The organism is Streptomyces sp. NPDC052721, from assembly GCF_040678315.1.
GTDB lineage: Bacteria > Actinomycetota > Actinomycetes > Streptomycetales > Streptomycetaceae > Streptomyces.
This window is the reverse complement of sequence record NZ_JBFATL010000031.1, coordinates 46,932-68,118: the sequence shown is the minus strand read 5'-3', so window position 1 is coordinate 68,118 and position 21,187 is coordinate 46,932. Positions and strand designations below refer to the sequence as shown.

Below are 21,187 nucleotides of genomic sequence, written 5' to 3'. Positions count from 1 at the left end.
CCCCCGTGCGCCATCTGATGAACGTCGCATTCTCCTCGGTCCCCGCAACGCCGTTCGGCGGTGGACGTCTGCGGGGCAGGAGGAACGTCCGCCTCCGTCGTCACACACACACCACGCTTGAGGTACCGCATGTCCGCCCCCGACGTCACCGCAGTCACAAGACCGGGCCGTCGGGCACCGGTGCGCCTGCCGGGGGAGAGGACGCGGCTGCGGTGACCGCCGCCGTCCGGCCGACTACTCCCCACGTGGTCGCCCCCGCCGTCAACGGCGAGCCGCGCGGCCGATGGACACGACTGCTGCGGAGCCTGTTCGCGGGGTGGCGGAGCAGCACGGACCGCGCCCTCACACCGGACACGGGCGCTCGGTGTCGGCCGGACGCCACGGCAACGTCACGCCCGGCATCAGCGACCTGTACCACCACCGCAGGCTGTACCACGTGCGTCTGGCCCTGCTCCTCGTGGACGGCCTCCCGACGGCGGAGGACATCGTCCAGACGCGTTCACGGCATGTTCCGCCGTCATAGCGGGGCGCTCGTCGGCCCGGGCGACTCCGAGGCGTACGGAGGCGGAGCGTGGTCGACGGCGCGCGCGGTGCTGCGCAGGCGCCGGAGGGCCGGCGCCCCACGTACCGGAGGGCCCGCGCCCACGTACCGGAGCGGCCCGTTCCCGCCCCACCGGCGCAACGGGGACGTACTGCCGAAGGAAGAACACCGCGAGGTGCAGGAGGCGCTGCGGTCGCTCACCCGGCGGCAGCGGGAGGCGCTGGTGCTGCGGTACTGGTCCTACGTGAGCGAAGCGCAGATCACCGAAACGCTCGGTCTGTCACGCGGCACGGTCAAGTCCACGGCCGGCGGGCGCTGGCCGCGCCGGCCAGGAAGCTGGAAGCGAGACGTTGAGCGGCCGGATCCGCTGCCCCGTACCCGGACGGACTGGAAGACCTGCTGCGGGAGGTGCTCGCCGCACGTGCCGGCACCGTCGGTGCCGGGGACCTGCGACCGGTCCTCCCGCCGTCACCGCACGACGTCCCGCGGTGGCAGGGGCTGCGGCGGGCCGTGCCGGGGACGCTGGGCCTGGCGGCCGTGGTGGCCGCGGTGGTGATCCTCGTGCACGGTCCGACCGGGGCCCCACCACCCCTTCGGTCATTCCGGCCGGGCCTTCGCCCTCCCCGACCGGCAGTCCCAGCCCGACGGCGTCACGGAGACCGGGGACCGTCGACCCCGTTCCCGCACCGCCCTCAGGCGGTCCGGCCGAGCGGTCCGGCCCCGCGCTCCCGCAGGCCGCCCCGCGGCAGTCCCTCGGGGTGGCCCTGCCGTGACGCCCCGACCGTTCGGAGGGCGCGGATCTGGCCGTGTCCTCGTACAGCGGCGTCAGTGGCCGTACGAGGACTCGACGAAGCGGATCACCTGGTCGTACAGCGCGGCCCCCTGAGGAGCGCGGCGGATCATGTCGGTCCCGTGGGCTCCGCTCTGGTCGATGACGAGCTTCTTGTCCTTCGACCCGGAGGCGGCGTACAGCTCGCGGACCTGTTTCTCCACGGCTCCGTTCATGTCGTCGGGCGAGACGACGAACAGGGAGGGGGCCTTGATCGTCCGCACCGCGGCCACGCCGTCGCCGCCGCAACGCGCGGGGGAGGACATGATGAGCAGCCCCATCACCGGCAGGCGGCCTTCGACGCCGGCGAGCGCCGCGGTGGTACCGCCGCATGACGCGCCGCCGAGGAAGACGCGCTCGGCGCCCAGACGCTCGAGCTCGGCGAGGGCGGCACGGGTGTCCCGGAGGATGTGCTCGTTGTCGGCCACCATTTGCGAGGCGCCGTGGTTGCGGTACTCCGGGATCATCACGTGGTATCCACGGGAGGCGAGTTCCTTGCCGATGTCGAGGAAGGAGCAGATGTTGTAGCCCTGTTCGTGGTCGAGAAGCACTCCGTCGGGTCCCTCGCCGAGTTCCAGTGCGGACAGGTGCACGCCGTCACTGGTCGTCAGTGTCGTGGCCTTGTCCCGCAGGGACTTGGGCACGCAGGTGTCGACCAGGTAGCCGGCACTGTTGCGTACCGTTCTGCCGGGCCAGCTGGGGGTGTAGGAGGCTGGCGGCCGGCGGCTCGGCGGGGTGGTGGAAGGCACGGCCTGGTCCCGCGCGGAAGTCCGGCCGGGCGACGGACTGCCCGCCTCCACCGTGTGGGCGGATGCCGGCGCACGCGACGCACGTGCCGCCTCGGGACCGGGGGAGCATGCCGCCAGCGCGCCGAAGCACAGCAGAGTGCACACCATTGTCCGGGAAAGTCTTCTCACTTGTCTTCCTTGCCTCTCTCGCCTGGGTCACGACGTGCCCCGTGCGGCCCCGATGCGCCGCGTGCGCCACGCCGTCCCGCTGTGCCGCGTCGCCGTGAGCGGGCACCGGCACGTCGTCTCTCCATGACTGACGCGCGGCCACCCGCCGGGTTGCGTGTGAGGACGGACGGACATCCCGTCGTACCCGATCACCGGCCCTGGCGAGCCGACACCCGTGCGCGCGCGGCGCGACGGGCAGCCCGCACGGACGTCGGAACGGCAGGCGCAGTCACTCAACCGGTACCAGGGAGCCACTGAGCGCCGCGCAGGAGGCGGCGCCTCCGGCCCGGGAGTAGCCGGCGAGTTGAGCCGGACGGTGCCGGCGGGGACGCCGGCGCACGACGCACACGGAGCACGGCCCGGGCTGTGACTGTGAATCGTTCGGTGTAACTGCCGATCATGGAAGACGCACCGATGACCAGTGAGAACGTGACCGAACCCGAGACCGTCGAGCCGTCCGTGCCGCAGAGGCCAAGGGCGGTGGATGACCGGCTGACCGAGGAACTGGTCTTCGGGCCCAGGCCGGTGGCCTGCATCTGACCGGTGAGGGTGGCTGCTGCAGCAGCTGACGAAGCAGCAGTCCGCCCCGGAGGGCGACATCCCGGCACCTCGGCTATGACAAGCACGACCCGGCCGGGAGGAACGGCGGCAACTCACGCAACCGCACCCGCACGAAGAGCGTTCTGACCGATGTGGGACCTGTGGAGATACCCTTGCGGAGGTCTATGGCGCCGAGGTCTCCCGGAAGACCACCTCCACGATCCCGCGACAGCGCGGTCGCCAACCGGCCCGTCTACGTGGCCCTGGCCGTGACCGCCGAGGACCGGCGGGAGGTTGTGGGCCGGCGACGGCGGCGAGGGTGCCAAGCACTGCCTGCATCTTCTCACCGAGATCAAGAACCGCGGCGCAAGTGCCGTACTGATGCTGGTCTGCGACGGGCTCAAGGGTGGTCCACCTGCTGAGGAACTCCCTTCCGCTATGCCGCCCGTCAGCACTGGGACGAGATCGCCAAGCTCCTCAAGCCCGTCTATACCGCTCCGGCCGAGGAGGCCGCTCCGGACCGGTTCGCCGAGTTCGCCGACGCTTGGGCAGGACCGGCGGCGGCCCAGCGGGCCATGGACCCCCAGACCGGGTATCGTCGGTCAGATCCGTGACCAGCTCTCGGGGCGGATACGCCGCGGCATGGGCAAAGGCCCCCGCGCGGTGGCGACCGTGATCGACTCACAGAGGGCCACCCCCGGCTGGCCGAGGAAACCGGCATCGGCCGACATCTCACGGCGCTACTCCCGGCCGCATCCGGCACCTCCGCCGTCCGTGCTGGCACCGCTTCCTGCTGACCCAGCCTGGGCGGTGCGATTCGCGCATGTCACACCACCTCGGAAATCCGCTCGGCAGCACGCAGCAGCACGAGGCACAGTGGCCCCATGGATGAACGAGGGCTGGACCGCGACGGAACGATCGCACGCGAAGGCGCACTGGACCGAGTGCCGGCAGCGTTCGTCCCCGTCGTCGATGCGGCCCGCGCTCATATCACCGCAACGTTCGACAGAACGCGCCTGCACAGCGCCTACCTCTACGGCAGTATCCCCCGTGGCACCGCCACTCCTGGAGTCTCCGACCTCGACCTCCAGCTCGCCCTCCACGACGAGCCCACCGAAGCCGACCGCGCTGACGCCAAAGCGATCGAGGCCGCACTCGACCGTGCATTCCCGCAGGTCGATGGCGTCGGGATCCTGCTGACCAGCACGCGGGTTCTGCTCAGCGACGTTGAACGTCACGATGGCGGATTCTTCATCGCCTGCCTCTGCACCCCGTTGCTGGGCCCTGACCTCGCAGAAGAGCTGCCCCGTTTCCGCCCCACTGCCCTACTCGCGCGGGAGACCAACGGTGACCTCGCCCGCGTGCTTCCACGCTGGCGTGCCAAAGCAGCCGAAGCCACCACGGACGCCCATCGCCGGACCCTCAGCCGTCTCGTCGGCCGGCGCATCGTCCGCACGGGATTCACTCTGATCATGCCCCGATGGGGCGGCTGGACCAGTGACCTCGACCAGTCCGCCGAGCTCTTCGGCCGCTACTACCCCGAGCGCGTCGAGCAGATGCGTGTCGCCGCGTCAATTGGTCGTGCACCCTCGCCCGACCCGGCGGTGCTCGGGATGCTCATCAACGACCTCGGCCCTTGGCTCGCAGCCGAATACACAGCCGTGCACGGTGAGAAAGCCCCGCGTCCCTGACAGGCAGGGCCGGGCCGTTCTCACCTACGCAGCCATCCACCGGAGCGCGGCCCGGCGCCACGCTCGCCGAACTGCACCTGCCTACTGATCAGAAGCACGCACTGAGGGCCCAACCAGCACGGAGGGCCGTGTCCGCCGGGACGATCGATACCGCATGGTCCGGGTAACGTCGGCTGAGAATCCGCTCAGCGAGGGCCAGCGCGAATCCGACACCGAGCTCCCCCGACTGGAGCGCCTTGTAGTAGTCGGCCGTGTCCCGTCCCTCGGCAGAGAGTCCCATGTATGAAGGTGGGCTGGCGTTGAGTGCCAAGCTGTACTTCACACTGCCCCAGTGCTCGGCCAGGCCGCGGGCTGCTCCTCGGCGTGCCAAGGAGATGGCTCGCGCGAAGGTGTGCAGAACGTCCCACGGCGTCAGGCGGACCGAGCCGCCAAGATCTGCGGCAGGTAACGGACGCAGGCCCGGTTTGCGCCGGAGGGCTTCGAACTCCTTCTCTTTGCGTTCCTCGTCGTCCTCTGCGGCTGCGGCACCAACGTCACCAGCCAGCGCCGAGGTGGAATGGACAGCGACGTTCGCATGCCGTGCGAGATCCGCGAGTGCCTCTTCAGTCGACTTTGACACGTGTTCCCCCTGTTCCTCGGCGGTTCGCAGCGAGTTCTGAGGCCAACGCCGCAAGGTACGAGTCGAACGATGGGCACACGCAAGTGCACATGGGGCGCGCAGCGTTGGTGTCAGAGCGAGCTTGAGGCATGGGACGGCTATGGGGTGGTGCGGGCCAAGTTCCGACAACGCATGGATCAGCAATCCCAGGATGCGGTCTCGTGGTTTCACATTCGAAGCGTGGCTGAGTCCGGACTCCAAGCGGGAGCGGCTGCCCGAGTATTTGATTTTCACCACCAACGTGATCCCGACTCCCGTGCCCGGCAGCGGAGGCATTGCCCAGATCAAGCAGTTCGTCTCCACGTATACGGCATCGCCTCGGGCTCAAGGGCGGCGGCGTGCAGGAGAGGGCGGGCCCAGGTGGGCAGGGGGTGGAGGCGGCAGCGGCGGTGGGCTGGGCTGTCGTGGGTCTTGAAGCGGGTGGCTGTCGTGTCGATGTCGATGCCGCGGATTAGCGCGAGTTGCCGCAGGCTGATGCCGGTGATGCCGGTGATGCCGGTGATGCCGGTGATGCCGGTGATGGCGGTGATGGCCGGTGCCGCCGCGTACAGCGGGTGGGTGAGGGTGTGGGGGCGGTTCGCAAGCTGGCCGGTTGCCGGACCGCAAGTGACGCGTTCCCTGGCATGAGTGACCGGCCGCCGCCCTCACCGGGCGGCGGCCGGTTCCTTTCGAGTCGGGGGCGTCAGAAGGTGAGCGTCCAGCTGTCGATGGTGCCTGTGGAGCCCGCGTAGACGTCCGAGACGTGGAGCTTCCATGTGCCGGACGCCGGGGACGTACTGGCGTCGACGGTGTAGTTCTTCCTGATGGTCTGGCCGGTGTCCGTCGTCGAAGACGCCTTCACCAGATACGCCTTGCCGTTCGGGTCCAGGAGCTCGATCTTCAGATCGCCGCGCCGCTCATGCTTGGCCTCCACGTGGACCTTGAGTTCCTTGGACGCGTTGCCGGTGAAGCCGCTGATGGTGATCGGCACGTCGACGGAGCCGGAGTCAGGGATGGCGCGGCTGGTCTGGTTCTCGTTCGACGGGAAGGCCAGCGACCAGGCGGTGAGGAATCCTCTGGAACCCCCGTCACTGTCCTGGACGAGGAGCTTCCAAGTCCCGTTGGCCGGGGAGGCACTGGCGTCGACCGTGTAGGTGGTGTTGATGGTGCCGCCGGCCTCCGTCGGGGACGTCGCCTTGATGGGGTATGTCTGGCCGTCGGGGGCCACCAGGTCGATCTTCAGGTCGCCGAGCCATTCGTGCGTGGCACCGACGTACACGCGCAGGGCACCCGCGGCCTTGCCGGTGAACCCGTCGACGGCGATCTGCGAGGTGAGGGTGCCCGGGTCGGGGATGAGGTAGGACCCGGTCTTCTCGAAGGAGTTGGCGAAGAGGAGGGACCAGGAGGTGAGGGTGCCGGTGGTGCCTGCCGAGGTGTCCTCGACGTGCAGCTTCCAGGTGCCGCTCGCGGGGGCGGTGCTCGCGTCGACGAAGTAGCTGTCGTTGAGGGTGCCGCTGCCCCCCGTGGACAGCGGTTTGAGGGGGTACGTCTGGCCGTCCGGGGCGACCAGATCGATCCTGAGTTGGCTCTGCGACCCGTGGGTGAGGTTCACGGCCACCTTCATCGACCTGGAGGCGTTGCCGGGGACGCCGGACACCGTGATCGGCGCCTCGAGGGTTCCCGGGTCGGGGATGGCGTACGCCTTTTCGCTGATGACCTTGGTGGGACGGGGCTTGGGGTCCGGGGTGGGTTCCGGCGCCGAACCGCCGAGCGCCCGGCCGACGTCGATACGGGGGGTGGTGCCGCCGGTGTAGGTGATGGGCTTCCCGGTGTTGGTCAGCCGCGACTCAAGGTCCGTCATCCTCTCGTCGGGGAAAGCCTGTCGGAGGATGGCCAGGGAGCCGGACACGTGGGGGGTGGCCATGGAGGTGCCGTTCATGGAGGCGTAGCCACCGCCGGGAACGGAGGAGACGATGCTGGAGCCGGGGGCGAAGTAGTCCAGCAGCGGGCCGCGGTTGGTGAAGACGGCCAGCTGGTCGTCGTCGGTGGTGGCGCCGACCGTGACGGCGGAGGACACACATCCGGGGGCGCTGACCGCGTTGGTGTAGCCGTTGTTGCCGGCCGCGACGACGGTGGCGACACCTTGCGTGAGCAGGTTGTCGATGATCAGTTTGCGCGGGTCGGACGTGCATTCGGAAGTCCAGTTCCCCGCGCCGAGGGACAGGTTCGCGGCGACGACGTTGGTTCCGGCCTGCTTCAGTGCGGAGACCTCCTCAAGTCCCTTGATCTGGGAGCTGGTGAAGCTGAGCACGCACGGGCTGGCCCCGTCTCCGCAGTAGTCGTCGGAGTCGAACCTGGAGAACACCTGGATGGCGATGAGGTTCGCGCCGGGGGCGACACCGTGTGCGGGTGCGCCGGTGACGCCGGTTCCGTCACCGGCGGCGATCCCGGCGACGTGGGTGCCGTGGAAGCAGGCGTCGCCCATCGTGGCGCAGGGCCCCGCTTCGGAGTTCGCGCTGCCGGCGCCCTGCTGCTCGGTGGTGCCGTCGGGGCAGAGGCTGGTGGCGCCGTAGCTGTCGTCGTTGACGGAGTAACACGCCTCGGTCTTGACCCGGTTACCGAAGAACGGGTGCTTGGTGGCGACACCGGTGTCGAGGACGGCTATCGCGGTGCCCGCGCCGGTCTTGCCCGCCGCGTAGGCCTTGTCGCCGCCGATCAGGGGGATGCTCTGATCCAGGGCCGGCGGCACCGGTACGTCCTCGGCGACGCTGACCACGCGCGGGTTGGCGGACAGCTTGTCCAGGCCGCCCTTGTCGACCTTGAGCGTGACCAGCGGCAGCTCGTCGAAGGACTGCACCTTCTTGCCGGCGGTCGCGGCGCCGGGCAGGTCCCCACGGCTCTTGGTGACGACATTGACGCGGACAGTTCCGTCGCCTCGTGTCTTCGCGCGCAGCGGCGCGTCGACCGGGTCGGTCATCGCAGCACGGGTCTGGCTGGCAACCGGTAGGGGTGTGGCGTTCGCCGAGGGTATGGCGGTGAACACCAGGGCAGTCGCCGCGGCGGCGACCATGCCCCTTATGCGTCTGATCACGTGGTACTCCATGCAGGGGAGGGTGGTGCGGGTGCGCGGGCCGCGAAAGGGGCCGGGCGGCGAGGGGTTCTCGCGCGCCCGGCCCCGCGGGCTCTCTTTCAAAAGGCCCTGGCGCTCAGCAGGCCGAGTCAGCTGATCGAACAGCGGGTTAGCCGAGCTCCTGGTTCATCAGGGTCCGTAAGTGGTGGTCCGGTCTGCGCCGTTCTTCGGGTTGCCCAACCTGACGCCCTGGCGGTAGATATAGGCAATGAATCCGCACCAACTTTGGTCCCAGTAACCTGGGCACGTTTGGTACTTGAGCAGCGAGTAGAACTCGCTGTCCGCGCTAACCTTTTTGTCCGGAGTCATGCGGCGGGCGTAGTCCTTGTACCAGTTGCCGATGGTTCCGTAGGCGTAGTCGTGCGCGTCGCACGCCGGGCGGAAGTCATAGCCGAACGGCTTGTCCAGGGAGTGGGTGCAGTGGTCGTGCCAAATGCCCATGATCCAACGGCCGGTGGGAGTCTGCCTCCACGACGGATTGTGCCAGCCGTAGTGAGCGACACTCGCGACGCAGTCGGGGCCCTGCCACCAGATCCACCGTATGGCCCAGTCGCAGTACCAGGGGTTGGTTCCGCCCGCGGTAGGAGGTTCAGGATTGGCGGGCGGGTTGACGGGATCGTTCGGGTCTTGTGTCGTGCCGGCGGTCTGCACCGCATCCGGAGCGGCGGCGTCACCGACGTAGTTCAAATCCCATTGGAATGCGGCGGCGTTGGTTACGGTGTCCAGCCGGTCGTAGGTGTCGTAGGTGTAGGCGGCCAGGTCCCTGCTCTCGGCCGGGTTGGTGACCTTCCGCAGCAGCCCGGAGCCGTCGTAGGAGTAGCGGGCCACGGTTTGCACGGTCTGACCGGAGGTGAGGGTGATGTCCTTCACCTGACCCTTCACGTCACCAAGGGTTTCACCGGAAGCGGTGGTCGTGGTGGCGTAGGTGACCTTGACCGACTGCGCCGGTGTCTCGCCCGCCGCGGGGTCGTTGACGGTGGACACGCGGCCGACGCTGTCGTAGGAGACCGTGGACTGCCCATACGCCTTGTTGCCCGCGGCCGTCACACGCCAGTTGTCGCCGCCGCCGCCGACCTGCTTCCATGTGTAGGAGGGCTTGAGGTCAGCCGCGGTGACCGGGTTGCCCAGCGAGTCGACGGGGACGTCGTCGTCCTGGACGGGCGTGGCCAGGTCGACGTTCAGCGTCTCCACGACGGTCGTCTTCAGCGCGCCGGCGAGGTCGTCCCACTTGATGGTCTCGACCAGTTTGGAGCCGTTGGCGGCCGTGTAGGTGTTGACGCTGCCGCCGTTGGCGCCGGCGACGGAGTCGGTCAAGTCGTAGCGGACGGACTCGTTGGCGGTCAGGTCCGTCGTCGTGATCGAGTTCGTGCCCGTGGTCAGCTTGCGGTTGAGCTGGCCGCCGAGGAATTCGGCTTCCCAGCTCGGCCCGAACACACCGAGGTCGGATCGGTTGGTGGGGGCGTCCTGCGCCTGCGAGACGCCCTGGAGCTGACCGACGACCGAGTGGGTGCGGCCCATCAGGCCTGCCGGTACGTCGGTCTCGGGGATCGTGAAGCTGTCGCTCGAGGACAGGTATGTGCCGGGGCCTATCGGCTGGACCGTGCCTTCGGAAAAAGGCTGGTCGGGCACCTCGGCGGTTGAGGCGGTGGCTGAAGTGGGCAGCAGTGGCGACAGTAGCGCCAGCCCCAATGCCGCGATAGGAAGTGCGATTCTGCGCACTGTTTCCCTCTCGGTTCAAGTCGACCTGGATGTCGACGGTTACAGATCTTGGGCAGGTGATCTTGGAGGACAGTAAAATGGCCTGATACTTGCCGTGTCAACTATCAGGGATCTGTCGATTAAAGACGTCGTTTCACTTGGTGAGTCGTCGGTAGTTGATGAGGCAAGCCAAGACATGGCCCGCTCGACCACCCAGCGGTGTCGGCCCAGTCGCTGTGAGGTGTCGGTGCCGCAGCGGGCGATGCGGGGTGTGATGCCTCGCTCACGGAGCCATCGCCGCAGGTGAGAGTAGTCGTAGCCCTTGTCTGCGTGGAGTTTCGCAGGCCGTCGTCGCCGGGGACCGCGTCGGCTGCGCACGGGTGGGATCGAGGCGATCACCGGCTGCAGCGCGAGGCTGTCGTGTGTGTTGGCAGCGGAGATGGCGACGGCGACGGGAAGACCGCTGCGGTCCACGGCCAGGTGGATTTTCGATCCGCTCTTGCCTCGGTCGGTCGGATTCGGTCCCGTCAGCCGCCCCCTTTGAGTGCCCGGACGCTGACGGAGTCGATCGCGCACCGCGACCAGTCAAGCTCGCCCCGGGCGCCGAGTTCGTCCAGGACCAGGCGGTGGAGCTTGGCCCAGACCCTGGCCTCGGTCCACTCGGTGAACCGCCGGAAGGCGGTCACCCCGGACAGACCGAAGCCCGGCGGGAGTTGATTCCAGGTGCAGCCCGACGTGGCCACGAAAACGATCGCGGCCAGCACCTCGCGGTCCCCTCGCCGGCGATGCCCTCCACCCTGCGGGCGAACCGGTGCCGGCGGCATCACCCGCTGGAACAACGTCCACAACTCTTCCGGCGCCATCCGCTCGACAAGCGCAGCAGTCATCACCCCAGACTGCCGCAAGATCAGGCCAACTGAAATGGCGTCTTATGGCTCTGGGGTTGCCGGGTGGCCTGGGGAAAGCCCAACTCGTCCAGCAGCGCGCTGAAGAGGTCTTCTGCGAAGGTCTCCCGCGAGCGCAGCAGTTCCTCGATTCGGGTCTGCTGCGGACTTGCAGCGCACGCACAGCGTCGACCTGCATTGCGATGTCAAGGTCACCCGGCACCAGGCGACGAGCAGGGGCAGTTCCGCTGTGCTCACTCGCAGCACGCTCGACGCCGAGGTTGCCGCCGTGGCACTCGGAGGCGTCCGCAACACCGAGTGGCTTCGGGAGTCGGGATGGCTTTCCATCACTGCGCTTCTTGATTCGCCAAACGCCCCGGTACGGGTCATTCTGATCATTTCAGACATTGCACCGGCCGCATCCACCGTATTGCGGCTTCGAAGGGTGGCGCGAGGTCCCACCTTGTCTCTGCGCCCCAAGATGGGCGCATATACTCTCAGTTCTGGGAAGCGTGTCGGATCCTGATGGCGAGCGGCCGGGTCGGGAGGGTCCGTCCTGGATGTCGACTCTTGCCGTCATCCAGTCGCAGCAGTGCTGCTGACTGATGGTGGCCGACGGTGCATTGTCACCGCGCTTCCTCAGTGCCGGCCGGCCCCCAATGACACATAGCTGTGCGAACGACTCGACTCAAGAAGGAGATAGGTCATGACGACCCCGCTTGCCCGTTATTTCGAGATCGTGGAATCGGCCAACATTGACCCCGCCGGTCTCGACGCCCTTCGCGATATCTTGGCGGACAACGTGTTGTTGCTGCACTGCGGCGAATTCGTGCAGGGCCGGGAGCGGGCCCTCGCTTTCCACCACAGGAAGGCAGCCAAGCGTAGGGCAATCAAACATACCTGGACCGGGTCGGTGGAAGCCGACGGCTCCATCACCGCTGACTGGAGTGAAGCCGTGCAGGATCTCCAAGGCAAGGAGTTCTTGGCGAGCGGTCATGCCGCGGTCACCCTGGACGTGGACGGGCGAATCGCCCACCTCAACCTGAGCCTGGCCAGCGCCTCGGACCGCGCCAGGCTGCTGACGGCCAAGCACATGCAGGTCTGGACGATCCCGGACCCGGGTGAGCGCGCGAAGGCGATGGAAGACATCTACGCCGAAAACTTCACCTTCATGGAGCCTGAACCCGATAACGTCTTCGTGGGTCGCGATGCTCTCAATGATTACATCAGCGTCGTGCAGCAGAAAGCTCCGCCCGTGAGTATCGAGGTCGAAAGCTACTATCAGAACCGGGAATTTGTCTTCTTCCGTTGCGATGCACTTTTCCCAGGTGGCAAGACTTCGGTGGGATGGGAGGTCCTCCACACGAAGGGAGACCTGCTTGAGAGAATCGTCATCTTCAGCCCCAACCACGAGGTTGTCACGGAGAATCTTCAGTAGTCCTCTGGAGAAGCGTGCCACTGGCGAGTTGCCTCACCCTCGATCCGCGGACAGCCCACGCCGGGGTAGTACACCACCTCGCAACGTTCACCGCGCCGCTGGATGGCCTCGCCCCTCTCACGCAACCGCCGGATCGCGGTACGCGGGCCGGGGCCCGAAGGCGTAGGGAACACGTGTCGTATGCGACAGGACGAACGTCCCCCTGAGCGCGACTTTTGCGGCGGTCATACATGCCTGCGATGTCGCCCTCTAGCGGCCACAGTTGACCAACCGCTCATCCGGCAGATCTTCCCGCCAAGTATGCGGACGACCGGGTCGCCGGCGACGACACGTACGTCGTCGACGGCGAAACGTCGTTGTCCTGGCCCCTCTACACGGCTGTCACTAGGCGACGGGCAAGCGGATCGACGTCCGGGTCGCGCACCACTTCGTCGTGGGGCGGCGGACTGATCGTCCGCTTCGAGCAATTCGTGGCACCGCCAAGGTCCGCGTCTGTTGCCTCTGCATGGACGGGCTGCAACGCCGGGGGCATCGCAGCCGAAGGTGTGCCCCTCGTCCCGACCGGCCCGCTCGGCTCGCGGCTGCGGTGGCGGGCACGCAGGGCGGGTCAGTGCGTCACATGGCCCCGCCCTCCAATCGATCCGCGATCATCAGCCGGGCCAAGAATTCGTCGAGACGCAGTATGGGGCTCTCGGCGCCAGCCGCCACGTGCTCGAAAGTGGGGTTGAGGAACTTGCGCAGAGCCGTGGCCGGTGCCGACAAGATCGTGGTTCCTCCGGGTGAGCTGATCCGGATGTGCAGGGCACCCTTCCCGGCCTCCAGGCGATGTGGCCTGCGGGGCACAGGCCACGTCTGCACGTCCGCGAGACCGGCCGGCCTCACCAGGCCTTCGGCCAGGAGGTCACGCGCAAAGACCCACTCCACCAGTGGTGAAGCACCTGAGTTGACCACCATCCGCACGGCGTAGGGATCGTCGGCGGCATAGTGAAGGCCAGCGTAACCGGCACAGTGACCGTCCCGTTCAGGAGGACCGCACTTTGCACCGGCAGCTCACGGTGGGATCCGGAGGGAGGGTTGCTTCGGAACGGACAGGGAGTTGGTGGCTCATATCGCGCTCATTCGCTTCGGTGCAGCGCCGGAGGTGGGCGCGCCTACTGGTCCGCAGCCCGCTCACCGCGCCCAGCGCGCTGCTGGTGAATGCCACCCACCTTCAACAGGTGACCAGTCGTCTTCGTTCCGCAGCGCAGGAGGTGACAGAGGCCACGCGCACCAAGGGCGCCCGGCCGGTTGTCCGGCGCGCCGCCACGACCACTCCGGGAACCCGGCCGGCGGCGCACCCGTGCACCCGCTCCTTCCTCGCGGCCGGCCCCATCCGAAGGCGGGGCCCCGAGGGTCACCGCCTTCCGGGACACGGTTAGGATCCCGCCCATGTCGGACTCGCCTTTCTCCCTGTCGCGCCATGTTCGTCCCGTAAGACTGACCACCCGGCGCGGCGACTTCGCCGCCCTGGAAGCCGCGCCGGCGAATGGGTCACCCCGCGCCACCGTTGTGATGCTGCCCGGATACACAGGCGGCAAGGAGGAGTTCGTCCCCCTTTTCCCGCACCTACTCGCCGCCGGGTACCGAGCCGTCGCGGTCGACGCCCGCGGCCAGAACGAGACGGACGGCCCGGACGACGAGGTGGCTTACAGCCAGGACGCGCTGGCCATGGACGTGCTGGCCCAGGCGGAGACCGTCGGTGGACCAGTACACCTGCTGGGTCATTCGATGGGCGGTCACCTGGCCAGAGCAGCGGTGCTGGCGGATCCCCGGCCTTTCGCGTCCCTCACTCTGCTCTCCTCGGGACCCGCCCAGGTGGGTGAGGAAAGGCAACTGCAACTGAAACTGCTGCTCCGGGCACTCGAGACGCTGACGATGGCACAGGTGTGGGAGATGATGCAGGAGAGTCGGCCCGCTCCCGCGTCGCCTAAGGAGGCCGAGCAGCTGCGTGCCCGCTGGCTGCGCACACATGTCTCACACCTGCGTGTGCTGGGACGGCAGCTCTTGACCGAACCAGACCGGACAGCGCAACTGGCAGCCCTTACAAGGCTGCCCAAGCACGTCGCGTACGGCGATGCGGACGACACCTGGACGACGTGGCAGCTGGAGGACATGGCCACCCGGTTGAAGGCCCACCGGACAGTCCTCACGGAAGCCGGACATTCGCCCAACCTGCAGCACCCCGCCGAGACGGCGACCAGCTTGATCGAATTCTGGTCTGGGATCTCCCGGCGCTGATCGCGGGCAATGCGCACCACCGCCACACCGGCTGTCCGTCGGCGATAACCGGCACTGCTGAAGCCCGGCATTCCCGTCATCCCGCCCGTCCGAGCGCAGCGATCCCAAGCACGCGCGGGAGCTACAAGGCAACCGCTGTAGAAGTCAGGTCTCGGATGTGGCCCCCGAAGGACGCCGGAAAAGTCGCCAGCGCTCGCCGTGCTTCCACACGGCTCGACGGGACGTACCGGCGCGACGGCGCGCCGACCCGCCACGCGGGGTTACCGGTGCTGTGGTGCGAGCGCACGCAGCGGCTCGGTTCAGGCGGCTGGTCCGCCGCGCTTGCCAGCAGGCCGTACGGGATATCCGGCATCGATCCGAGGGCCACGAAGGCGTGGAGCGTGCCCTACTCCGCCCAGGGCTCGAAGCCAGTGCGCAGGACGGCGCCGAGTGATGTGCGCAGTCGGGTTGCCTCATCGGCCCCGAAACCCTCCTCGAACTGAGCCTGCACCGCACGCCAGAGAGGCAGCGCTGCCTCCATCCGGTCACGGCCGTCCGATGTTATGGCGGCGACCCGCGCTCGACGATCGACCGCCGACGTCTCGACGCTTACCAGACCCTCGCGAGCCAGTGGCTTGAGGTTGGAGGCCATCGTCGTGCGGTCCATGGCGCTTACCTCGGCCAGACTGGTGATCGTCATCTCGCCCTGGGTGCTGAGCTTCTGCAGGATGCTGAACTGCGTCGCGCGAAGACCGACGGGTGCCAGGGGCTGTCGTAGGTCGCGCCCAGATAGCGGGCGGCCCTGCGCAGGGCCAGGTTGTTGCACGAGTCGCCGGAGTCTTTTTGCGCGGGTGTCATGGTCGCCACCAAGGTTGCCCCGCCATGATACGTACCTGTGCATAAGCGCCACTGCTTCGCTGCGGCGTACTCATAGTGAGCTAGTACTGCAACGGTATTTGCCGTGACTGGCGGCTAGTGCTTTGACCGCATAGGTTCGCCGGGTTGGCGGTTGGATGGGCGGTGACGTCCGTTCCGACCGCTGGAGGTGTGGTGGCCGAGCCTGTGCGGGTGCGCAGACTGACCGATCAGGAAGGGCAGAAGCTGCAGCAGATCGTGCGCCGGGGCAGTACCAGTTCGGTGCGCTATCGCCGGGCGATGATGCTGCTCGCGTCCGCCGGCGGGAACCGGGTCCCGGTGATCGCACAGCTGGTCCAGGCCGACGAGGACACGGTGCGGGAGGTGATCCATCGGTTCAACGAGATCGGTCTGGCTTGCCTGGACCCTCAATGGGCGGGAGGCCGTCCCCGCCTGCTCAAGCCTGACGACGAGGACTTCGTCATCCAGACGGCCACCACCCGCCCCACCAAGCTCGGCCAGCCCTTCACCCGCTGGTCGATCCGCAAACTCGCTGCCTATCTGCGCCGCGTGCACGGACGCATCATCCACATAGGTCGGGAAGCCTTACGGTGCCTGCTCCTGTGCCGCGGCATCACCTTCCAGCGCACCAAGACCTGGAAGGAGTCCCCGGATCCCGAACGGGACGCCAAGCTCGACCGCATCGAGCACGTGCTGGATCGCTTCCCGGACCGGGTCTTCGCATTCGACGAGTTCGGCCCCCTCGGGATCCGCCCGACCGCGGGCTCCTGCTGGGCGAAGCAGGGCAAGCCCGACCGCCTGCCGGCGACCTACCGCCGCACCCACGGTGTCACCTACTTCCACGGCTGCTACTCCGTGGGCGACGACCGTCTGTGGGGCGTCAACCGGCGCCGCAAGGGCACCGCCAACACCCTGGCCGCGCTGAAGTCGATCCGTGCCGCCCGGCCCGACGGCGCCCCGATCTACATCATCCTGGACAACCTCTCCGCCCATACCGGAGCGGACATCCGCCGCTGGGCGAAGAAGAACAAGGTCGAGCTGTGCTTCACCCCGACCTATGCCTCCTGGGCCAACCCGATCGAGGCGCACTTCGGTCCGCTGCGGCAGTTCACCCTGGCCAACTCCAACCACCGCAGTCATCCCGCACAGACCCGAGCCTTGCACCGCTACCTGCGCTGGCGCAACGCCAACGCCCGCCACCCCGACGTACTCGCCGCCCAGCGCAAGGAACGTGCCCGCATCCGCAGCGAAAAGGGCATCCGCTGGGGCGGACGCCCCCTCGTAATCGCAGCTTGAGCAGCCTGCCCCGATGTTCTGCGTGGTCACACACTCATGCCGTAGCCAAGCTCCTCGCACCTGGGAGCGGGTGTTCACTGCCCTGGTTGCCCAGGCCGACGCGGACGAGGATCTGAACTGGGCCGTGTCGGTGGACTCCACGATCGTGCGGGTTCACCAGCACGCGGCCGGGGCCCGCGAAAAGGGGCCCCGGCCGACGAGCCGGACGACCACGCCATCGGCCGCTCCCGCGGCGGACTGACCACGAAGATCCACCTTGATGCCGATGCCCGCTGTCGGCCGCTCGCGTTCGTCCTCACCGCCGGACAGGCCGGCGACGCGCCTGCCTTCACTGACGTCATGGCCCGCCTGCGTGTTCCTCGACGGCGCGGTCGTCCGCGCACCAGGCCGGACGTGGTCCTGGCCGACAAGGCCTACTCATCTCGCGCGATCCGCGCCCACCTGCGCAAACGCGGTATCCGGGCGGTGATCCCCATCCCGGCGGACCAGCGGAACCACCGGCTACGACGCGGCAGCCAAGGCGGCAGGCCACCGGCCTTTGACCGTGATGCCTACAAGCAGCGCAACACCGTCGAGCGGTGCATCAACCGCCTCAAGCAGTGGCGCGGCATTGCGACCCGCTACGAAAAAACTGCGACCATCTTCCTGGCCGGACTCCACATCGCCGGCATCTTCCTCTGGTCTGCCCGCTGAGAGACAGCTAGCTCACGGCCGGAGGCGTTCCGCCTGCGGATCGAAGCAGACGAGTCCATGCTCGCGAGCCAGCGCAGAGGCGTACTCGGACACCTCCTCAGCCCTGCCATAGGACATGAGCAGGTACGCCATCGGCCCCGATGCCTCCTCGATGACCGGCGGTGACGCCCATACGCCACTGCCCTCGTCGTCCGGGTATCGCGCGACGAGGGCTTCCACGTAGGCCACGATGCGCGGCACCGGAGGTACGACAACATCGTCCGACTCTAGGTAGCGCTCGAAGAGCTCGTCGTAGGTCGAGCCCGCTTGGCCGTCGTCGAGTGGACGGTCGCCGTCCCACACCGCAAGGTCATAGCTCACCAGCACATCGTCGCAGGCAGCAGCTCCTTCGGACTCAGCAGACCCTGAAATCGAACCGCCACCAAGTGATCCGAAAGAGAGCTCCTAGGTCGGTCGTTGGTGTGGTTGTGGGTCGGGTGGGCTGGATGCGGATGCGGGCCCGGACCGTATCCAGCGGATGCTGAACCGGATCGAGTGGGACGCCGATGTGGTCCTCGACGATTGCGCCAGTACGTGGTCGACAGCCTCGGTGATCCCGACGCTGTGCTGATCATGGCCACACATTCTGCATGACAATCACAACGGACCGCCACGGCGCAGGTTACGAACTTCCGGCACCCGACGCCACGACAGCCGAATAGACTCGAGAAGATGCCTCTGGCCAGCAGGGATAGCGAACTGCAACTGGAGTACTAGCAGAGTGGACTGCGCTTGCCTACCGCTACCAGGCGGCGACCCAGCTGGTCAGGTCCGCGGCCACCTGCGAGGCGGAGGGCATAGCAGCAATCTCGTCACGGAGGCCCTGTGCCGCCTGTGTGAACGCGGGCTCGGACAGCAGCCGGGCGACCGCGGCGGTGACCGCTTCTGGTGCCTGCTCGCCTATCGGCAGCGCCAGTCCGGCTCCTGTCTTCTGCACGCGCAACGCCTGGCGCTGCTGGCCGGCCGTACCCGGAACGACGACGGCCGGCAGCCCGCGGCACCCGGTCCCGAAGGTGGTGCCGGAGCCGCCGTGGTGCACCACAACCGCCACGCCGTCGAACAGCTCGGCCGCGGGGACGAACGAGACTAGTTCGACACGGCCGGGCGGCACGTCGAGACCGTCGGTCGGGGCGCCGCCCGTGGTGGCCACCAGATCGACGTCCAGTTCGCTCAGCGACCGCAGCACCGGTCCGAGAGTCGACTCCTTCGAAGCGGTGCTGAAGCTCACCAGGACCCGGGGGCGCCCAGTGCCTGACACACGGGTGGCGCGCTCCGTGCCGTCGGCCCGTCGGTGAGGTTCCGGCCGCAGGGCGACGGTCTCGAGCGGCGGCAGCGCGCCTCCCCGCTGGAGGCTAGGCGGACACAGGTCGACCAGCAGGTCGCCGGAAAACGCGTGGCCCGGGGCTTCCAGGCCACGCTTGAGGTACCGGGAGCGCGCCGCCTCGGCCATCGCGTCCAGCATGTCCGGTTCCAGCGCGGGGTCGATGGCCACGACGACGGACGGCACCTTCAGAACGGCCGCGACGAGCGGTCCCACGAAGTCACAATGCTCGGACACCACCAGGTCGGGACTCCAGGCGGTGGCCGCGGCCAAGGCCTCTTCGGTGCCGAGGTCGACTCGCTCAGCGGCGAACAACTCGGCGGCGAACACGGCGGGGTTCGCCTTCATGAGGTCGGACCCGACGCGCCGGATCACTTCGGCCATCACCTCGTCCATACCGGGGCCCGCGCGAAAGAGGTCGAAACCCTCCCGCTCGATCAGGCCGGCCATCTCGGCGGCACTGACGAAGGCGACGGTGTGGCCCTGCTGCCGGAACGCCCGCGCGAGGGGCACCAGCGGCAGCAGGTGACCGGTCAGTGAATTGCCGAACATCAGAACGCGCATGGGATTACCCCGTGTTTCCTATTAGTCGGTGAGGTTCCAACCGTCGGAGCGCGCGCTGCGCTGGACGGCCGCTCTTGCCCCGCAACCGGGGCTCTGCCGCCTCAACTATAATTGCAGAGTCAACCACTTACGCCGTCGGGTAACCCCGCCTCCATGCTGGTCAATGTCGTTGTCCGAGTATGGAGGACTTGGACGAAGTCGATTGCTGGGCAGCCCGGTTGGCGCAACGACCGTGACCGGTTCGTCGACGAGGTCTCCTGGGGCTACGACCGCGACCACCGCGGCGACGACCGGCACCGCGGCGGCGACCACCGCGGTGACGACCGGCGTCACGGCGGTGACCACCGCGACGGACACCGCGACTGACCTCGTGCGGCGGTAGATGACGCCGGTCCATGAGCCGGATGTGTCCAGGGTGGGTCGCCTCGGGCGGAGGTGGCCCACCTTCCGTTGCGCATGGCGGCGAGCTGAGCGACGGACAGTCGCCCCACTGTGCGGATGCTCAACAGGCGTATCGGCGCGGGCGCCCCGGGTGTGGGTGCCGCGACCTGACTCGGGGACCGGCCGCGACACCCCTGCCCGGAGGACATGCACAACGCACACAGCGGAGTCCCCCCTCGCCGGCACACGCACACGGAGCCGAACGGGCGGCGTGATCCGGTCCCATCTACGCAGCCTGCGCGGGATGCGGGGCGCGATGGTGATGAGCAGGACGGTGTCCAGGCCCAGGATGCTCAGCCGCCACGGCAGGTGCTCATCCGGCACGGCGACGATGCGGCGACCACCAGGTCCTCGCTGCGGTCGATCAGATGCAGCACAGCCTTCCCCCTTCTTCCATCTCGCACCATGACTGTCTCGGACCACGCAGCTACCCACCAGGCTAGCCAGCGCAGTGCCTTTGGCCGGGCCGCCGTCGGTCCAGCCCCCAGAGACCATCGCACCGTCCCGGCCATACCTGGTCCAGCGTCTGCTCGATGTCGAGGGCGGGGTGTCGATCAGTTGGTGAGGGCTTGGCGGAGGGTTTCGCGGCAGTCGATGACGGCGTCGACGCCGAGGATGGTGATGGTGCAGCACGGATTCGCCGATGGCGGCCAGGCGCAGCCAGCCGCCGGCCTCGCTGAGGGCGTGGTGGGCGCCCATGAAGATGTTGATGCCGCTGGAGTCCATGACGGTGACCTGGCGCATGTCGACCACGACGCGGGGGCGGGGCGTGTGGGAGGTGTCGAGGACTTGGCGGAGGGTGTCGCCGGTGTGATAGTCGATCTCTCCGGCCAAGGGCAGCACGCGGATGCCGCCGGTGGCGGTGGTCACGACCGACAGCTGAGCGGTCTGTCCAGCGTGTTCCCCGCGCTCGTCGGAGACGGCCAGGACATCGCCCACGCCCGCCATCTGGCCGCCGACTTCCTCACCCGGGTCCAGGCCGAGCACGGCCTGCCCGTCTCCCAGCGCGCCATGGACTTCACCCAGCTGGTGGTCAGCGAACTGGTCACCAACGCCCACAAGTACGCCCCCGGCCCGGTGCTGCTCGACCTGCGCATCACCGGTGACACGGTCGAAGTCGTCGTGTGGGACTCCGACCCCGCGCTGCCGATCGCCCGGGCCGCGGACGCCGGCCGGGTCGGTCAGCACGGCCTGGAGATCGTCATGGCACGCTCAGGGCTTCGAGGCACAGCGCGAACCGGTCGGCAAACGCATCACCGCCCGCATCGCCCTGGCCGACGACCCGGGCGGCGCCATCGCCGGACGCCGGCCCCTGCAAGGGGGACGGACTTGACCGGCCCGGCACCGTGCTGGCTGC

Annotated in this window: 15 protein-coding genes and 9 pseudogenes; 14 read left to right on the top strand and 10 right to left on the bottom strand. The window is 68.1% G+C overall.

Translation table 11 applies throughout. The annotated features are described in order from the left end of the window. The first annotated feature begins 364 nt into the window (after window positions 1-364). Together AB0L21_RS26785 and AB0L21_RS26780 are read left to right on the top strand one after the other, a co-directional pair. A complete protein-coding gene (locus AB0L21_RS26785) occupies window positions 365-523 on the top strand; it encodes a hypothetical protein (RefSeq protein ID WP_365705040.1) in 159 nt (52 codons plus the stop codon). Beyond that, window positions 507-1,097 (top strand): sigma factor-like helix-turn-helix DNA-binding protein, encoded by a 591-nt coding sequence (locus tag AB0L21_RS26780; RefSeq protein WP_365786895.1) that lies wholly within the window; start codon window positions 507-509, stop codon window positions 1,095-1,097. Before AB0L21_RS26785 ends, AB0L21_RS26780 begins: the two co-directional genes overlap by 17 nt. A 269-nt stretch (window positions 1,098-1,366) precedes the next feature. Here the strand turns inward: AB0L21_RS26780 and AB0L21_RS26775 are convergent, their stop codons facing one another. Then, complete coding sequence (locus tag AB0L21_RS26775) at window positions 1,367-2,119, bottom strand: alpha/beta hydrolase (protein WP_365705037.1); 753 nt, start codon at window positions 2,117-2,119, stop codon at window positions 1,367-1,369. 621 nt (window positions 2,120-2,740) lie between these two features. Between AB0L21_RS26775 and AB0L21_RS26770 the strand changes: the two are divergent. The 3 genes and pseudogenes from AB0L21_RS26770 to AB0L21_RS26760 form a co-directional block, all read left to right on the top strand. Next, window positions 2,741-3,414: pseudogene (locus tag AB0L21_RS26770) on the top strand (transposase); the annotation flags it as partial. A 43-nt stretch (window positions 3,415-3,457) separates the two neighbouring features. After that, window positions 3,458-3,553 (top strand): annotated as a pseudogene (locus tag AB0L21_RS26765) (IS5/IS1182 family transposase); the annotation flags it as partial. A gap of 197 nt (window positions 3,554-3,750) precedes the next feature. Continuing rightward, window positions 3,751-4,557 (top strand): nucleotidyltransferase domain-containing protein, encoded by an 807-nt coding sequence (locus tag AB0L21_RS26760; protein ID WP_365705035.1) that lies wholly within the window; start codon window positions 3,751-3,753, stop codon window positions 4,555-4,557. Between the two features lie 88 nt (window positions 4,558-4,645). Here the strand turns inward: AB0L21_RS26760 and AB0L21_RS26755 are convergent, their stop codons facing one another. Next, entirely contained in the window at window positions 4,646-5,176 is a 531-nt protein-coding gene (locus AB0L21_RS26755; protein WP_365705033.1) for a hypothetical protein, read from the bottom strand. 468 nt (window positions 5,177-5,644) lie between these two features. On the opposite strand from AB0L21_RS26755, the gene AB0L21_RS26750 reads away from it, so the two are divergent. Next, complete coding sequence (locus AB0L21_RS26750; RefSeq protein ID WP_365786893.1) at window positions 5,645-5,842, top strand: hypothetical protein; 198 nt, start codon at window positions 5,645-5,647, stop codon at window positions 5,840-5,842. 55 nt (window positions 5,843-5,897) lie between these two features. Here the strand turns inward: AB0L21_RS26750 and AB0L21_RS26745 are convergent, their stop codons facing one another. The 3 genes and pseudogenes from AB0L21_RS26745 to AB0L21_RS26735 all read right to left on the bottom strand — a co-directional run. Next, the gene (locus tag AB0L21_RS26745; protein WP_365786891.1) at window positions 5,898-8,297 is read right to left on the bottom strand and encodes a proprotein convertase P-domain-containing protein; all 2,400 of its coding nucleotides are present in this window, start codon (window positions 8,295-8,297) and stop codon (window positions 5,898-5,900) included. A 156-nt stretch (window positions 8,298-8,453) separates the two neighbouring features. Further along, a complete protein-coding gene (locus AB0L21_RS26740; RefSeq protein ID WP_365786889.1) occupies window positions 8,454-10,043 on the bottom strand; it encodes a phospholipase A2 in 1,590 nt (529 codons plus the stop codon). Between the two features lie 162 nt (window positions 10,044-10,205). After that, window positions 10,206-10,909: pseudogene (locus AB0L21_RS26735) on the bottom strand (IS5 family transposase); the annotation flags it as partial. Window positions 10,910-11,612: 703 nt separating this feature from the next. On the opposite strand from AB0L21_RS26735, the gene AB0L21_RS26730 reads away from it, so the two are divergent. Both AB0L21_RS26730 and AB0L21_RS26725 read left to right on the top strand, forming a co-directional pair. Then, window positions 11,613-12,344: a hypothetical protein gene (locus tag AB0L21_RS26730; RefSeq protein ID WP_365786888.1), complete on the top strand. Its 732-nt coding sequence runs from the start codon at window positions 11,613-11,615 to the stop codon at window positions 12,342-12,344. A gap of 317 nt (window positions 12,345-12,661) precedes the next feature. Beyond that, window positions 12,662-12,817 (top strand): annotated as a pseudogene (locus AB0L21_RS26725) (DUF4440 domain-containing protein); the annotation flags it as partial. Between the two features lie 142 nt (window positions 12,818-12,959). Here the strand turns inward: AB0L21_RS26725 and AB0L21_RS26720 are convergent. After that, a pseudogene (locus AB0L21_RS26720) lies at window positions 12,960-13,328 on the bottom strand (SsgA family sporulation/cell division regulator); the annotation flags it as partial. Between the two features lie 444 nt (window positions 13,329-13,772). Here AB0L21_RS26720 and AB0L21_RS26715 point away from each other — a divergent pair. Then, window positions 13,773-14,621 (top strand): alpha/beta hydrolase, encoded by an 849-nt coding sequence (locus AB0L21_RS26715; RefSeq protein ID WP_365705009.1) that lies wholly within the window; start codon window positions 13,773-13,775, stop codon window positions 14,619-14,621. Between the two features lie 385 nt (window positions 14,622-15,006). Here AB0L21_RS26715 and AB0L21_RS26710 read toward each other — a convergent pair whose 3' ends face one another. After that, window positions 15,007-15,300 carry a MarR family winged helix-turn-helix transcriptional regulator gene (locus AB0L21_RS26710; protein ID WP_365786886.1) on the bottom strand — a complete coding sequence of 98 codons (294 nt, stop codon included), beginning with the start codon at window positions 15,298-15,300 and terminating at the stop codon, window positions 15,007-15,009. A gap of 350 nt (window positions 15,301-15,650) precedes the next feature. Between AB0L21_RS26710 and AB0L21_RS26705 the strand changes: the two genes are divergently transcribed. Next, entirely contained in the window at window positions 15,651-16,772 is a 1,122-nt protein-coding gene (locus tag AB0L21_RS26705; protein ID WP_365786884.1) for an IS630 family transposase, read from the top strand. Window positions 16,773-16,988: 216 nt separating this feature from the next. Next, window positions 16,989-17,465, top strand: a pseudogene (locus AB0L21_RS26700) (IS5 family transposase); the annotation flags it as partial. A 12-nt stretch (window positions 17,466-17,477) separates the two neighbouring features. On the opposite strand, the gene AB0L21_RS26695 reads toward AB0L21_RS26700, so the two are convergent. Then, the gene (locus AB0L21_RS26695) at window positions 17,478-17,825 is read right to left on the bottom strand and encodes a hypothetical protein (RefSeq protein WP_365786882.1); all 348 of its coding nucleotides are present in this window, start codon (window positions 17,823-17,825) and stop codon (window positions 17,478-17,480) included. 133 nt (window positions 17,826-17,958) lie between these two features. Here AB0L21_RS26695 and AB0L21_RS26690 point away from each other — a divergent pair. Next, a pseudogene (locus AB0L21_RS26690) lies at window positions 17,959-18,080 on the top strand (IS701 family transposase); the annotation flags it as partial. 166 nt (window positions 18,081-18,246) lie between these two features. Here AB0L21_RS26690 and AB0L21_RS26685 read toward each other — a convergent pair. After that, window positions 18,247-19,389: a glycosyltransferase gene (locus AB0L21_RS26685; protein WP_365705007.1), complete on the bottom strand. Its 1,143-nt coding sequence runs from the start codon at window positions 19,387-19,389 to the stop codon at window positions 18,247-18,249. Between the two features lie 153 nt (window positions 19,390-19,542). Between AB0L21_RS26685 and AB0L21_RS26680 the strand changes: the two genes are divergently transcribed. Next, window positions 19,543-19,755 carry a hypothetical protein gene (locus AB0L21_RS26680; RefSeq protein ID WP_365786930.1) on the top strand — a complete coding sequence of 71 codons (213 nt, stop codon included), beginning with the start codon at window positions 19,543-19,545 and terminating at the stop codon, window positions 19,753-19,755. A 756-nt stretch (window positions 19,756-20,511) separates the two neighbouring features. Here AB0L21_RS26680 and AB0L21_RS26675 read toward each other — a convergent pair. Continuing rightward, window positions 20,512-20,778: pseudogene (locus tag AB0L21_RS26675) on the bottom strand (STAS domain-containing protein); the annotation flags it as partial. On the opposite strand from AB0L21_RS26675, the pseudogene AB0L21_RS26670 reads away from it, so the two are divergent. Beyond that, window positions 20,728-21,163: pseudogene (locus AB0L21_RS26670) on the top strand (ATP-binding protein). The pseudogenes AB0L21_RS26675 and AB0L21_RS26670 overlap by 51 nt on opposite strands. Window positions 21,164-21,187: the final 24 nt, after the last annotated feature.

Coding starts and splice junctions, on each gene's coding strand:
- AB0L21_RS26780 (WP_365786895.1), top strand. CDS start 507: ATGTTCCGCCGTCATAGCGGGGCGCTCGTCGGCCCGGGCGACTCCGAG.
- AB0L21_RS26760 (WP_365705035.1), top strand. CDS start 3,751: ATGGATGAACGAGGGCTGGACCGCGACGGAACGATCGCACGCGAAGGC.
- AB0L21_RS26745 (WP_365786891.1), bottom strand. CDS start 8,297: ATGGAGTACCACGTGATCAGACGCATAAGGGGCATGGTCGCCGCCGCG.
- AB0L21_RS26730 (WP_365786888.1), top strand. CDS start 11,613: ATGACGACCCCGCTTGCCCGTTATTTCGAGATCGTGGAATCGGCCAAC.
- AB0L21_RS26715 (WP_365705009.1), top strand. CDS start 13,773: ATGTCGGACTCGCCTTTCTCCCTGTCGCGCCATGTTCGTCCCGTAAGA.
- AB0L21_RS26710 (WP_365786886.1), bottom strand. CDS start 15,300: ATGACGATCACCAGTCTGGCCGAGGTAAGCGCCATGGACCGCACGACG.
- AB0L21_RS26685 (WP_365705007.1), bottom strand. CDS start 19,389: ATGCGCGTTCTGATGTTCGGCAATTCACTGACCGGTCACCTGCTGCCG.
- AB0L21_RS26680 (WP_365786930.1), top strand. CDS start 19,543: ATGCTGGTCAATGTCGTTGTCCGAGTATGGAGGACTTGGACGAAGTCG.